The 13,870-nt window shown below is 62.1% G+C and carries 12 protein-coding genes; 6 read left to right on the top strand and 6 right to left on the bottom strand.

Annotated features, from left to right (window positions below):
• Positions 1-89: 89 nt before the first annotated feature.
• Both ccmB and ccmA read right to left on the bottom strand, forming a co-directional pair.
• Positions 90-758, bottom strand: coding sequence for a heme exporter protein CcmB (gene ccmB, locus AB7951_RS28570; protein ID WP_093757742.1), 669 nt, complete (start codon positions 756-758; stop codon positions 90-92).
• On the bottom strand, positions 755-1,357 hold the full coding sequence (ccmA, locus tag AB7951_RS28565) for a heme ABC exporter ATP-binding protein CcmA (protein WP_120287613.1): 603 nt from the start codon (positions 1,355-1,357) through the stop codon (positions 755-757). Before ccmA ends, ccmB begins: the two co-directional genes overlap by 4 nt.
• Before the next feature lie 230 nt (positions 1,358-1,587).
• On the opposite strand from ccmA, the gene acnA reads away from it, so the two are divergent.
• The 3 genes from acnA to AB7951_RS28550 all read left to right on the top strand — a co-directional run bounded on the left by acnA (position 1,588) and on the right by AB7951_RS28550 (position 6,027).
• Positions 1,588-4,308: an aconitate hydratase AcnA gene (gene acnA / locus AB7951_RS28560; RefSeq protein ID WP_120287614.1), complete on the top strand. Its 2,721-nt coding sequence runs from the start codon at positions 1,588-1,590 to the stop codon at positions 4,306-4,308.
• Positions 4,309-4,475: 167 nt separating this feature from the next.
• The gene (locus AB7951_RS28555; protein ID WP_089263293.1) at positions 4,476-5,228 is read left to right on the top strand and encodes a DUF1223 domain-containing protein; all 753 of its coding nucleotides are present in this window, start codon (positions 4,476-4,478) and stop codon (positions 5,226-5,228) included.
• A 436-nt stretch (positions 5,229-5,664) separates the two neighbouring features.
• Positions 5,665-6,027 (top strand): DUF2794 domain-containing protein, encoded by a 363-nt coding sequence (locus tag AB7951_RS28550; protein ID WP_089263291.1) that lies wholly within the window; start codon positions 5,665-5,667, stop codon positions 6,025-6,027.
• Between the two features lie 15 nt (positions 6,028-6,042).
• Here AB7951_RS28550 and AB7951_RS28545 read toward each other — a convergent pair whose 3' ends face one another.
• The 4 genes from AB7951_RS28545 to AB7951_RS28530 form a co-directional block, all read right to left on the bottom strand.
• Positions 6,043-6,567 (bottom strand): GNAT family N-acetyltransferase, encoded by a 525-nt coding sequence (locus AB7951_RS28545; protein WP_120287615.1) that lies wholly within the window; start codon positions 6,565-6,567, stop codon positions 6,043-6,045.
• An 82-nt stretch (positions 6,568-6,649) separates the two neighbouring features.
• Positions 6,650-7,438 carry a Bax inhibitor-1/YccA family protein gene (locus tag AB7951_RS28540; protein WP_089263288.1) on the bottom strand — a complete coding sequence of 263 codons (789 nt, stop codon included), beginning with the start codon at positions 7,436-7,438 and terminating at the stop codon, positions 6,650-6,652.
• Between the two features lie 312 nt (positions 7,439-7,750).
• Positions 7,751-10,318, bottom strand: a complete 2,568-nt coding sequence (locus AB7951_RS28535; protein ID WP_120287616.1) for an ABC transporter permease — start codon at positions 10,316-10,318, stop codon at positions 7,751-7,753.
• A 4-nt stretch (positions 10,319-10,322) separates the two neighbouring features.
• A complete protein-coding gene (locus tag AB7951_RS28530) occupies positions 10,323-11,063 on the bottom strand; it encodes an ABC transporter ATP-binding protein (protein ID WP_089263284.1) in 741 nt (246 codons plus the stop codon).
• Here AB7951_RS28530 and AB7951_RS28525 point away from each other — a divergent pair.
• From AB7951_RS28525 to zapE, 3 genes are all read left to right on the top strand, one after another.
• Positions 11,062-11,769, top strand: coding sequence for an arylesterase (locus AB7951_RS28525; RefSeq protein ID WP_120287617.1), 708 nt, complete (start codon positions 11,062-11,064; stop codon positions 11,767-11,769). The two genes, AB7951_RS28530 and AB7951_RS28525, sit on opposite strands and share 2 nt — an antisense overlap.
• Before the next feature lie 227 nt (positions 11,770-11,996).
• On the top strand, positions 11,997-12,533 hold the full coding sequence (thpR, locus tag AB7951_RS28520; RefSeq protein ID WP_089263280.1) for an RNA 2',3'-cyclic phosphodiesterase: 537 nt from the start codon (positions 11,997-11,999) through the stop codon (positions 12,531-12,533).
• Positions 12,534-12,598: 65 nt separating this feature from the next.
• Entirely contained in the window at positions 12,599-13,783 is a 1,185-nt protein-coding gene (zapE, locus tag AB7951_RS28515; protein WP_120287618.1) for a cell division protein ZapE, read from the top strand.
• Positions 13,784-13,870 lie beyond the last annotated feature (87 nt).

Raw genomic sequence — 13,870 nt, 5'->3', positions numbered from 1 at the left:
AATGCAACTTATTCTCGTTCAACACGGCTCGCGACGAGTTGACCCAGGTCAATCCAGTGTCTCGGCCTGTCGTGATCCATCCAACTGTCTCAATCCAGTCCATGCCGCAGGCTCGCCGCCGCCGCGAAAGGCCCGATCACGAGGCTCGCCAGCGATAGCGCGCAGAGGATCGAGAATGGCGTCGAGAATGACAACTGTCCGGCGATGGCCGCATTGGAGGCCGCAACGCCGAAAATCAGCACCGGTATCGATAACGGCAACACCAGCACCGCCAGCAAGAGCCCTCCGCGCTGCAGCGTCACCGCCAGCGCGGCCCCGATCATACCGGTGAAGGTCAGCGCCGGCGTGCCCGCCAACAGCGTCAGGGCGACCGCCAGCGTCGCCGATCCGTCGAGATTGAGCAGCAGCCCCAACACTGGCGTCGCGACGATCAGCGGCACGCCCGCGGCCAGCCAGTGTGCAAGAGCCTTGGCGGCGCAGGCGAGTTCCAGTGGCGTCCGGCTCATCAGAATGAGATCCAGCGAGCCATCGTCGTGATCGGCGGTAAACAACCGGTCCAGCGTCAGCAGGCTCGCGAGCAGCGCCCCGAGCCAAAGAATCGCCGGCCCCAGCCGTGCCAGCAGCGCCAGATCCGGCCCCAGCGCGAAAGGCATCAGGACGACAACCGTCAGAAAGAAGAGCACACCGATCAGCGCCCCGCCGCCAACCCGGACGGCAATGCGGATATCGCGTCGAATCAACGCGCCAAGGGCACTCACGCCTCGCCCCCGATGCGCAACTCCCGGGCGGGAATGCCGAGCGGACCATGGGTCGCGGCAATAACCAGCCCGCCCGATGCGAGATGATCTGTCATCAGCCCCGCAAACACTCGCTGGCTGGCGAGATCCAGCGCTGCGGTCGGTTCGTCGAGCAGCCAGATCGGCCGGCGGACGGTCAGCAATCGCGCAATCGACAGCCGGCGACGCTGGCCGGCCGACAAGAAACCCGCGGGCAATGCTGCGGCATGGGAGAGACCTACTGCTGCAATGCACGTGGCTGGATCGGCCGGCGTGCCACCGAGGAAGTCGGCCCAGAAGGTCAGGTTTTCCGTCACCGTCAAAGCCGGCTTCATGGCGTCGCGGTGGCCCAGGTAATGGGCCTGTTCGGCAACAGTCATTTCGCCGTCGCCGCCCTCGAGAGTGATGGAGCCCTCGGCGGGCGCCAGCAGGCCTGCGATCAACCGCAGCAATGAGGTTTTGCCTGCCCCGTTAGGGCCAATGACCGCCACGGCCGTGCCTGCCGTGGCATCGAAATCGAGCCCGGCGAAGACTTCGCGGCCGCCCCGCAGGCATCGTAAATTGCGCCCCGAGAGCCGCATCTTAACCCTTCCATGACCATCTGATTTGGCTCAGAGGTCGCCGCGGCGTTGTTGCATCATTTCGCAGGGCTGCAAACGATTGTCGATATGGCAGCGGTTCTAGAAAGATTCTATAAGTCGGAACTTGATGCAGCACACAATCGGCGCCTGCAAGCAAACCGGCCTTCTCCGCCGACGGTGTCTCGATACCCTTTTCCGGGTATCGGTCAACTGAATTGGGACCCCTTCACATGACCTCGCTCGACAGTTTCAAGTGCCAAAAAACCCTCAAGGTGGGCGCTAAAACTTACGTGTACTACAGCCTGCCGCTCGCTGAGAAAAATGGTCTGACAGGCATTTCGAAGCTGCCCTATTCGATGAAGGTCCTGCTCGAGAATCTGCTGCGCAACGAGGACGGCCGCAGCGTCAAGAAGGAAGACATCGTTGCTTTCTCGAAATGGCTGAAGAAGCGCAAGCTCGAGCACGAAATCTCGTTCCGCCCTGCGCGCGTGCTGATGCAGGACTTCACTGGCGTCCCCGCGGTAGTCGATCTTGCGGCCATGCGTAATGCGATGCAGGCGCTGAAGGGCGATCCCAAGAAGATCAACCCGCTGGTCCCGGTCGATCTGGTCATCGACCACTCGGTGATCGTGAACTTCTTCGGTGACAACAAGGCGTTCGGCAAGAACGTCGCCGAAGAGTACAAGCAGAACAAGGAGCGCTACGAGTTCCTGAAGTGGGGCCAGAGCGCGTTCTCGAATTTCTCCGTCGTGCCGCCCGGCACCGGCATCTGCCACCAGGTCAATCTCGAATATCTCGCCCAGACCGTCTGGACGAAGAAGCAGAAGATGACGGTCGGTAAGAAGACCGCCACCTTCGAGGTCGCCTATCCGGACACGCTGGTCGGCACCGACTCGCACACCACCATGGTCAACGGCCTCGCCGTGCTCGGCTGGGGCGTCGGCGGCATCGAGGCGGAAGCCGCGATGCTCGGCCAGCCGCAGTCGATGCTGCTGCCCGACGTGGTCGGCTTCAAGCTGTCGGGCGCACTCAAGGAAGGCGTCACCGCCACCGACCTCGTGCTCACCGTCACCCAGATGCTGCGCAAGCAGGGCGTCGTCGGCAAGTTCGTGGAATTCTACGGCCCCGGCCTCGACGCCATGTCGGTCGCTGACAAGGCGACAATCGGAAATATGGCGCCGGAATATGGCGCGACCTGCGGCTTCTTCCCGGTCGATGCCGCCACCATCGACTATCTGAAAACTTCGGGCCGCAAATCGGCGCGTGTCGCACTGGTTGCCGCTTATGCCAAGGCGCAGGGCCTGTACCGCACCGCCAAGTCGCCCGATCCGGTGTTCACCGAAACGCTGAAGCTCGATCTCGGCGACGTCGTACCCTCGATGGCCGGCCCGAAGCGTCCGGAAGGCCGCGTCGCACTGCCCGCCATCGCCGATGGCTTCTCTGCCGCGCTAACCACCGAATACAAGAAGCCGGATAACCACAACGCGCGCTTCCCCGTCGAGGGCAAGAACTTCGATGTCGGCCATGGCGACGTGGTGATCGCTGCCATCACCTCCTGCACCAACACCTCGAATCCGAGCGTGCTGATCGCCGCCGGCCTGCTGGCACGTAACGCCGTGGCCAAGGGCCTCAAGACCAAGCCGTGGGTGAAGACCTCGCTGGCGCCGGGCTCGCAGGTCGTCGCTGAATATCTCGCCAATTCCGGCTTGCAGCTCGATCTCGACAAGATCGGCTTCAACCTCGTCGGCTTCGGCTGCACCACCTGTATCGGCAATTCCGGCCCGCTGCCGCCGGAGATTTCGAAGTCGATCAACGACAACGGCATCGTTGCCGCAGCGGTTCTTTCGGGCAACCGTAACTTCGAGGGTCGCGTCTCGCCGGACGTGCAGGCAAACTACCTCGCCTCGCCGCCGCTGGTCGTCGCGCACGCACTTGCCGGTACGGTGACCAAGAATCTAGCGGTCGAGCCGATCGGCGAAGGCAAGGATGGCAAGCCGGTGTTCCTGAAAGACATCTGGCCGACCACGAAGGATATCAACGCCTTCATCAAGAAGTACGTGACGTCGACGATCTTCAAGAAGAAGTACGCAAACGTGTTCGACGGCGATGCCAACTGGCGCAAGATCAAGACGGTCGAGAGCGAGACCTACAAGTGGAACATGGGTTCGACCTATGTGCAGAACCCACCCTACTTCGAAGGCATGAAGAAGGAACCGGAGCCGACCACCGACATCATCGACGCGCGCATCCTGGCTCTGTTCGGCGACAAGATCACTACCGACCACATCTCGCCTGCCGGTTCGATCAAGCTCACCTCACCCGCGGGCAAGTATCTGTCGGAGCACCAGGTGCGCCCGGCCGACTTCAACCAGTACGGCACGCGCCGCGGCAACCACGAAGTGATGATGCGCGGCACCTTTGCCAATATCCGCATCAAGAACTTCATGATGCAGGGTGCTGACGGCAACGTGCCGGAAGGCGGCATGACCAAGCACTGGCCCGATGGAGAAGCCATGTCGATCTACGACGCCGCGATGAAGTATCAGGCCGAACAAGTGCCGCTGGTCGTGTTCGGCGGTGCCGAATACGGCAACGGTTCGTCGCGCGACTGGGCTGCGAAGGGCACCCGTCTGCTCGGCGTTCGCGCCGTGATTACCGAAAGCTTCGAACGTATTCATCGATCCAATCTGGTCGGCATGGGCATTCTGCCGCTAACCTTCGAGAACGGCTCATCGTGGAAGAAACTCGGCCTCAAGGGCGACGAGAAGGTCACGATCCGCGGCCTGACCGGCGACATCAAGCCGCGCCAGCAGATGGTGGCGGAAATCGTGTCGGCCGATGGCTCACTCCACAAGGAGACGCTGCTCTGCCGCATCGATACGCTGGACGAGCTCGAATATTACCGCAATGGCGGCATCCTGCATTACGTGCTGCGTCAGCTTGCAGCCTGACGCCCATACGTGGTGTGACGTAGTGCCTCACCGCGAAGTGAGTGGCTAGTGAACAGAAGGCGGCCTATGAAGGGCCGCCTTCTGGCGTTTGAGGGCATGAACGTGTTAGCGACACCAATGTGCGACACCGTCTGTTATGTGTCTCACCTCGAGCGTGGCAAAACCTCATGAAATCCTTTGGCGGCATATCGCAGTGGACCGGCGCGCTCAGCGTGTGCGCCGCCATTGCAGCAAGCGGTAGCGCGCTGGCCCAGCCTAGGGCCGTGGTGGAGCTGTTTACCTCGCAAGGTTGCTCGTCCTGCCCGCCTGCAGACAAGATCATCGGCGACCTCGCCAAAGACCCGTCGGTGATCGCATTGAGCATGCCGATCGACTACTGGGACTACCTGGGCTGGAAGGACACGCTGGCCGACTCGCGTTTCAGCGCGCGGCAGAAGGCCTATTCACAGATGCGCGGCGATCGCGACGTCTACACGCCGCAAGTCGTCGTCAACGGCGCCACTCAGGTGATCGGCAGCGATGCCGATCGTATCCAGGGCGCGATCAGCGAAACCAAGAAAGGCACCGTGATGACGGTGCCGGTGTCGATGTCGGTTTCCGGCAAACACGTCAACGTGTCCGTTGCCGCATCGAGCAATGCGCCGGATACGGCGCATGGCGAAGTCTGGATCTGTTCCGTGTCGAAGGCAGTGCCGATCACGGTCGGGCGCGGCGAGAATCGCGGCAAGCAACTGACCTACTACAATGTCGTCCGGAACTGGCTGAAGGTCGGTGACTGGACCGGCAACGCCGCCAACTGGACGCTGCCGCTGGAGAACATCTCCAGGGATGGTGTCGATGCCGCCGTCGTTTATGTGCAAGACGGCACACGCGACAAGCCCGGCGCGATGCGCGGCGCGGCCTATACGTCGCTGCAGTAAGTCTTCAGATTGATAACTTCGGCTGCTGCTGCACTTACGCGTGGCATGCCCGCACCATTGTGAGCCCTCGGCGAAGACTGGATTGCTTCGTCGCTTCGCCTATCGCAATGACGTTTGATGGTCTCGCAAAAGCATCCACCAAAAAGAAAAGGACCAACTTGCGTTGGCCCAGTGGGGATTAACTTCCTGCGCAGGGTCCGATCCCAACGACCGCGGGGGGCTGGGGGCTGAGGAATCCGAGACCGGAAGAACCGGACCCGACGCAGTATCTTCTTGTCGCAATCCAGAAGGGCGCCCGATGGGCCAAAATTTGGCGGCAATAAGATTCACCTGACGTTCCCGTGACGGGAAATTTCTACCATCAGCCCTGCGGATCGGCCCTTGCAGAGGACCGCGGTCGGCGCGATCATGTCGACGATATGACAGGAGGCGCTGCATGAATGTGATTCCGGGAGATACTGAGCCCACCGAGAATCGCGCGGCGACGGGCTCTGCCGCCGCCGCGCCCGTCGTCAGCTTCAATCGCCTTGAGCTCAGCCGCATCCTCAACCTGTACGGCCGTATGGTCTCCGACGGTGAGTGGCGCGATTACGCCATCGACTTTCTGCGCGACCGCGCGGTGTTCTCGGTGTTCCGCCGCTCGTCGGAAGTGCCGCTCTATCGCATCGAGAAAGATCCGCGACTGGCGCGCAAGCAGGGCATGTATAGCGTGATTTCGGCCAGCGGCATGATTCTGCGCCGCGGCCAGGAACTCGACCGCGTGCTCCTGGTGATCGATCGCAAGCTGGCGGTGGTGTAATCGATTCGCTGAGCGTCAGGGAAGCGTGCGGGCGCCGTCGCCAAGTGCGAGCTGCATCGAAACGGTATCAAGCCAGCGATCGAACTTGAACCCGACATCGGTATGCACCCCAACCATCTGAAATCCGGCATTGCGATGAACCGCGATGGAGCCGGCATTCGCGCTGTCACCGATCACGGCGACCATCTGGCGGTAGCCGCGGCTCTCGCATTCGGCGATCAGCCGCGCGAGAAGTTTGCCGCCAACGCCTCGCCGTTGGGCTTTCGGATCGAGATAAATCGAATTCTCGACGGTAAAGCGATAGGCCGGTCGCGGGCGATGCGCGCTGGCATAGGCATAGCCGACAACCCGGCCTTCCAGCACAGCCGCGAGATACGGATAGCCCCCGCTCACCATCCCCTCGAAACGCCGCGTCATCTCGGCCAAATCTGGCGAGATCAGTTCGAACGTGGCCGTGCCGAACTGCACCGCCTCGGCATAGATCGCGGTGATCGCGGGCAGATCTGCCGCCGTGGCGGGCCTGATTTCAATATCGGACATGGCGCTGAGACTATTTTTGCTCCACCCAAAAGAAAAGCCCCGGCCTTTCGGCCGGGGCTAAGATCTTCTCTATGCTCTGAGCTTATTCGCGCTGTCCGAGCAGCTGCAGCAGCAGCGTGAACAGGTTGATGAAGTTCAAGTAGAGCGACAGGGCACCGGTGATCGCCGCGCGCTCGGCGATATCGCCGCCCTGCGAGGCGTAACCGTAGATGTAGTCGTTCTTCAACCGCTGGGTATCGTAGGCAGTGAGGCCTGCGAAGATCAGCACGCCGACAACCGACACGATGAACTGCAGCATCGACGACGCCACGAAGATGTTCACGACGCTCGCGATAATGATGCCGAACAGGCCCATCAGCAGGAACGAGCCCATGCCCGTCATGTCACGCTTGGTAGTGTAGCCGTAAAGGCTCAGCGCACCGAACGAGGCAGCGGTAATGAAGAACACCCGCACGATCGATGTGTGCGTGTACACGAGGAAGATCGACGACAGCGAGATGCCCATCAGAGCCGCGAAGGCCCAGAACAGCAGTTGCGCGGTGGCCGGCTTCAGCCGGTTGATGCCGAACGAGATGGCGAACACCATGACCAGAGGCGCCAGGATGAACACCCACTTCAGCGGGCTCACGAACATCGCATAGCCGAACGGCGTCAGGTAGGAGCTACCGATCCGGGCAGCAGCGCCCGACGGATCGGTCGTGACAGCCGCCATGTACACGCCGAGAGCAGCCAGGCCGGTGATGGCCAGACCGATCGTCATGTAGTTGTAGATGCGCAGCATGTAGGAGCGCAGTCCGGCGTCCACGGCAGCGGCATCGCGCGCGCCGGCCCGGCCGAAGGGGGAAGCATAGTTACGGTCTAGATCCGACATGGTCGAAACCTCGATGTTGTCCGGCTGATCGCAAAGGGTTCGCGTCGCCGGTTCAAATTATATCCCAGATATCTGCGCTTCCTGACACTAAACTCGATTTCATAAAAAATCGACGTCATCTGCACTCGATGTCTGACCCAAAGGGTATGTGGTAAACTAACACATTCGCTGCAAGCTTCCACGCGTGGCGGAATGTCGCTCCGATTTGTATTCAGGCATCCTGGTAAACTTTCAGCCTGACGCAAGCTTGGCGATTTCTCAGTCATTTTGCACGAATCAGCCCGCGCAAAGGCTGCTTCGTGTCAAAACAGGTCACAAATTCCGTAACACGGTGGCAGGCTTCTGGTTCAAGGCTACCAACGTACCCACCAGGCCCAGGCCCACTGTGACAATTAGCGCCGCCAGCACGACGCCAGCCGCGCTGCCAGCCTGCCAGACGAAGCTCAGCGTCATCAGGCGCGTGACGATCAGCCACGCCGCCACCGAGCCGGCGATGACCCCAAACACCGCCGTGGCCAGGCCGATCATCAGATATTCGAGTGCATAGGCACCCAGAAGCCGCGCACGCGTGGCGCCGAGGGTCTTGAGGATAACGGCGTCATAGACGCGATGCCGGTGACCGGCGGCCAGCGCGCCACCGAGCACGAGAATGGCCGAGAGCAGCGTCACCGCGCTGGTACCGCGGATCGCCAGCACGAGATTTGTGACAACCGATCCCACAGTGTCGAGCGCTTCTCGGACCCGGACGGTGGTGATCATTGGGAATGCGTCGGCCACCGCCTTGACCAGACCGGCGTCCTGGGAGGGATCGGACTTCGGTTCGGTCAGCGTGGCAATATGGGTATGCGGCGCACCACGGAAGGTATTGGGCGAGAACACCAGCACGAAATTGATGCCGAGGCTCTGCCAGTCGACGGACCGCATATTGCCGATCCTGGCGGTGATATCGCGGCCGAGCACATTGACGGTGACCTCGTCGCCGAGCTTGAGCCCGAGCCCGTCGGCCAGCTTCTTCTCGAACGACACCAGTGGCGGCCCGCTATAGTCGGGTGCCCACCATTCGCCCTCGACCAGCTTGGAGCCACGCGGAACCTCGTTGGTGTAACTGAGGCCACGGTCGCTCTGCAGCACCCATTCGGCATCGGATGACGGTTTGAGGTCTTCCGCCTTGACGCCGCGCGCGGCAACGATCCGGCCGCGCAACATCGGCACATCCTCGACGGTCGACTGCGGCTGCTTCTCCCTGAGAAACGCGCTGAAGCGGTCTGCCTCGGTGGAGGGAATGTCGATGAAATAGAACGACGGCGCCTTCTCCGGCAGCGCTGCCATGAACTGCCGGCGCAGATTGCCGTCGATCTGGGTGACGGTCACTAGCACCGTCAGGCCGAGCCCGAGCGACATCACCACCGACGGCGTCAGCGCGCCCGGCCGGTAGATATTGGCAATAGCCAGCCGCAGCATGGTCATGCTCGGCCGCGGTAATTTGCGCGCAAAAGCCATCAATGCGCCGGCGATACCGCGCAGCAAGGCGAACACGACCATCGACGACACCACAAATACGGCAGCGACACGTTTGTCGTAAGCGAGCCCGACCACCACCGCGATCAGTAGCCCGACCACGAGTGCCATCCAGAGCATATAGCGCAGCTTCGGCCGGTGCGATTCCGTCAGTGCCGCATCACGAAACAGCGCCGCAACCGGCACGTCGTGTACGCGCGCCAAGGGCCATAGGCCGAAGGCCAGCGCCGTCAGCAGCCCGTACAGCAACGACAATGCCAGCTCACCGAGATGAAGCGCCGGCACCACCGGCAGCGGCAGCAGCTTGCCGAACAGGCCGACAATGGCAAACGGCAAGGACGCACCGACCACCATACCGATCAGCGAGCCGATCACCGCCAGCACCAGTACCTGGGTGAGGTAGATCGCGAATACGTCGCGGCCAGTCGCGCCAAGCGCTTTCAACGACGCGATGACATCGCGGCGGCGATCAATATGGCTCTTCACGGCATTGGCGACGCCGACGCCGCCGACCAGCAGGGACGCGAGGCCGACCAATGTCAGGAACTGGGTGAATCGCGTGATGGTACGCTCAAGCTGCGGCGACGCGTTGTCGCGCGAACGGATTTCCCAGCCGGCTTGCGGCAATTGGGCACGCGCATCGTCAGCCAGCGCCTTGGCAGCGCGATCGCCGGAAACGGTGTCCGGCAGGCGAACACGATAGATCCAGCGCACCAGACTGCCGGGCTGCAGAAGCTTGGTGGCGCGCAGAGCGTCCTCACTGGTGAGGAAACGCGGCGCGAACCCGACACCGCCAGCGAGTTTGTCGGGCTCCGCTGAAATTTCGCTGCGAAGCTCGAACGTCGCATTACCGACCGTGAGGCGGTCACCAACCTTGAGGCCTAGCCGGGCCATCAATGTCGTATCCGTCGCGGCGCCATAGGCCCCGTCACGTTCGGCGAGCAGATCGCTCATCGGCATGTCCGGCGCCAGGGTCGCCTTGCCGAGCAAGGGATAGCTGCCATCGACGGCCTTGATCTCAACAAGCGCAAGATTGCCGTCCGGCGCGCGCGCCATGCCGCGCAGCGTTGCGGCAACCGACACCGCACCGCGTGCGCGCAAGAAGGCGAGTTCTTCCGGCTTGGCCTCACGCTGCATCAGCGAGAATGCCACGTCGCCGCCGAGCAGCGTACGGCCTTCGCGCGCCACGCCCTCGCCCAAACTTGCCGCGACCGAGCCAACGCCTGCGATGGCCATGACGCCCAGCGCGATGCAGGCGATGAAAACGTAGAAGCCGCGCAGGCCGCTGCGCATCTCGCGGAAAGCGTAACGCAACGCCAGCGACGGGCCTCGGCTGTTAGGAATGGTCTCGGTGATGGTCATCGGATCAGGCCGTCTCGACCCAGTTGCGCTCGGTGGCGGGCCCATCGATCCGGCCGGAACGTAATCGCACCACGCGGTCGCAGCGATGCGCCAGCGTATTGTCGTGAGTCACCAGCACCAGCGTCATGCCGCGCTGCGCGTGCTGCGCGAACAAGAGATCGACGATCTGGCCGCCGGTGGATTCGTCGAGATTGCCGGTCGGCTCGTCGGCGACCAGGATCGCAGGATCCGGCGCCAATGCGCGCGCCAGCGCGACGCGCTGCTGCTCGCCACCGGAAAGCTGGGTCGGATAGTGATGCAGACGGGCGCCGAGACCGACCGCTTCCAGCTCGCGCGCCGCACGGCCGGCTGGGTCGGGATGACCTGCCAGCTCCAGCGGTACCGCGACATTCTCCAGCGCCGTCATGGTCGGGATCAGGTGAAAGGACTGGAAGACGATGCCGACATGACGGCCACGAAACCGCGCCAATCCGTCCTCATCGAGATCATTGAAAGAGGTGCCATTGACCACCACCTGACCGGAGTCAGGACGCTCCAGCCCCGCCATCACCATCAGCAGCGTGGACTTGCCGGAGCCCGACGGGCCAATCAGCCCGATCGCTTCACCCGATCCGACGCGCAGGCTGATATCCTTGAGGATATGCACACGCGCGGCGCCGGTGCCGAGCGAGAGGTTGATGTTAGAGATTGAAATGGTGTCCGGCGAAACGCCGGCCGATGATGAGGCTTCAATGAAAGTATCCATGCGAGCTTCATATGGCACTTCGTTTGCGGCGGTCGAGGGGCTGCTGCGCACGTTTATGTGGCTGGTCGTCGCCGGGCTGACGGTCGCACTTCCGATCCCCACCGCTACGGCGCAGACGGCCGCCACCGGCACGGCCAAGCCCGTCAAACTGGTCGTGCTGGGGGACTCCCTGAGCGCAGGTTATGGCCTGCCGGCGGCAGCCGCGTTTCCGGTCCGGCTACAAAAGTCCCTGAAGGACAAGGGGATAGAGGTCGAGATGATCAATGCGGGTGTATCCGGGGATACCACCTCGGGCGGCCTCGGGCGGCTCGACTGGTCGGTGCCCGAGGGGACGCAGGGCGTGATCGTCGAACTCGGCGCCAACGACGCGCTGCGCGGCACCGATCCGAAGGTCCCGCGTGCGGCGCTCACCGAGATTCTGACGCGGCTGAAGGCCCGCAACATCGCCGTGCTTCTCTGCGGCATGGTGGCACCGCCGAACTACGGCGCCGACTATGCGGAAAAGTTCAATTCGATCTATCCGGATCTCGCCAAGCAATTTGGCGTGCCGCTCTATTCGTTCTTTCTCGAAGGCGTCGCCGGTGACAGTAAACTCAACCAGGCCGACGCGATGCATCCGACAGCGGATGGCGTCGACATCGTCGTGAAAAACATCCTGCCCAGCGTCGAGGCATTTGTCGGCACGATCGCTGGGCAACGCAGTTGAGAAACAGGCAGCCTCAACCTTAATGACGGTTTTTCACGGAACCTTCATGCACCGAGCGCGGCATCTGCTTCGCAGAGTCACAGAAGTCGGGTAAAAAAAGACATCGGTGATTCGTCACCGGCTCGTTTGTTCGGGCATGATTTTCGCCGAGGGGTGCGGGCGTGCGTAAGCACACCGTAGTCAGCACCTTTCGGCGAAAATCGCGCCCCGGCAAAGAGGAGCTGACTATGCCGCGTTTGTTCGCCGGACTGGAGATACCAGCCGAGATCGGCCAGACATTGGCCAATTTGCGTGGCGGCCTGCCAGGCGCACGCTGGATCGATCCCGAAAATTATCATGTCACGCTTCGCTTCATCGGCGATATCGATGGCGTTTCCGCCAACGAAATCGCTGATCTGATGTCACGCGTGGAGCGCAGACCCTTCGAGGTCGCGGTGCGTGGCCTTTCGAGCTTCGGCGGCAAGAAACCCCGCGCTGTCGTCGCTGCGGTCGAGCCGAGCCGTCCGCTGCTTGAACTGCAATCCGAACTGGAACGGCTGGTGCGCCGCTGCGGGCTCGAGCCCGAGGGCCGCAAATTCACGCCGCATGTCACGCTGGCCCGACTGCGCGATTCCTGCGACCGCGACGTCGCCGACTATCTTTCGGTGCGCGGCTACTTCCCGACGAAGATCTTCACCGCCTCGCGCTTCGTGCTGTTCTCCTCGCGGGCATCCACGGGCGGCGGCCCTTATCTGGTCGAGGATTCCTACGCGCTCTGCGCATGAGCGCATATCCGCTTCGACCAATTCGCATCTTGCATTTTCCGGGCGCATGGGGCCGTTAGGGCCCCATGTCGTCCAGCCCTCCGCAATCCTTCCGCGAACAATATCAAGCCCTCGTTGCCTCCGGCGCTATCGAGGCTGACCCGGCGCAGGCCGGCGCCGTCGAGGCCATCGCGGCGCTCGACGTTGCGCTGTCCACTTATAAGCCACCGCGCAAGCAGGGCTTCTTTGGACGCCTGTTCGGCGACAAGGATATGCAACCGCCGCGCGGTCTCTACGTCCATGGCGAGGTCGGCCGCGGCAAGACCATGCTGATGGACCTGTTCTTCGAAGCCAGCGCGGTCACGCACAAGCGTCGCGCTCATTTCCATGAGTTCATGGCCGACACCCATGAGCGCATCTATAATTTTCGCCAGAAAATCGCGAGCGGCGAGCTCCCCGACGGCGATGTCATCGCGCTGACGGCGAATTCGATCTTCGACGAAGCCTGGCTCCTCTGCTTCGACGAATTTCACGTCACCGACATCGCCGATGCGATGATCCTCGGCCGACTGTTCGCACGGCTGTTCGAACTCGGCACCGTCGTCTTCGCGACGTCCAATGTCGAACCCGTCAATCTCTACAAAGGCGGGCTCAACCGCGCGCTGTTCTTGCCGTTCATCAAACAGATCGAAGATCATATGGAGGTGCGCAAGCTGGATTCACGCACCGACTATCGATTGGAAAAACTGGCCGGCGTAAAGAGCTGGCTGGTGCCGGACGATGATGCAGCAAAGGCTGCGCTCGACAAGGCCTGGGCAAAGCTCACGGGCGGCGCACCCGCAAAGTCGCGTGATATCTCGATCAAGGGCCGCACGCTGCGTGTTCCCCTGGAAGCGCAGGGCGTGGCCCGGTTTTCATTTGGCGATCTCTGCGAGAAGCCGCTTGGCGCGTCAGACTATCTGAAACTGGCGCACGACTATCACACGCTGTTCATCGAACATATTCCGATGATGGACTACGGCGACCGCAACGCCGCCAAACGCTTCATCGCACTCATCGACACGCTCTATGACAATGCCGTGAAGCTGATGGCCTCGGCGGCCGGCGAACCGCACGCGCTGTATCAGGCCAGCGAAGGCTTCGAGGCGATGGAATTCGCACGAACCGCCTCGCGCCTGTTCGAGATGGGCTCTGAAACATATCTGGCCCTACCCCATGGCCGCAGCGATTCCACCGCGTCAGGCGCCACCACGGGCCTGGTCGAAACCTGACGCGCGCAATCAGATGGATATCAAAGCGGAATCGGTACTTTCGCGAGCGATTCCAATTTCCAGTTCACTCATAATAATTTGCATTGC

Origin of the sequence: Tardiphaga sp. 285_C5_N1_2 (assembly GCF_052076065.1) — a bacterium.
In the GTDB taxonomy this organism is placed as follows: Bacteria; Pseudomonadota; Alphaproteobacteria; order Rhizobiales; family Xanthobacteraceae; genus Tardiphaga; species Tardiphaga robiniae.
Note: the sequence above shows the minus strand (reverse complement) of the source record. Positions and strands in the feature narration are given on the sequence as shown.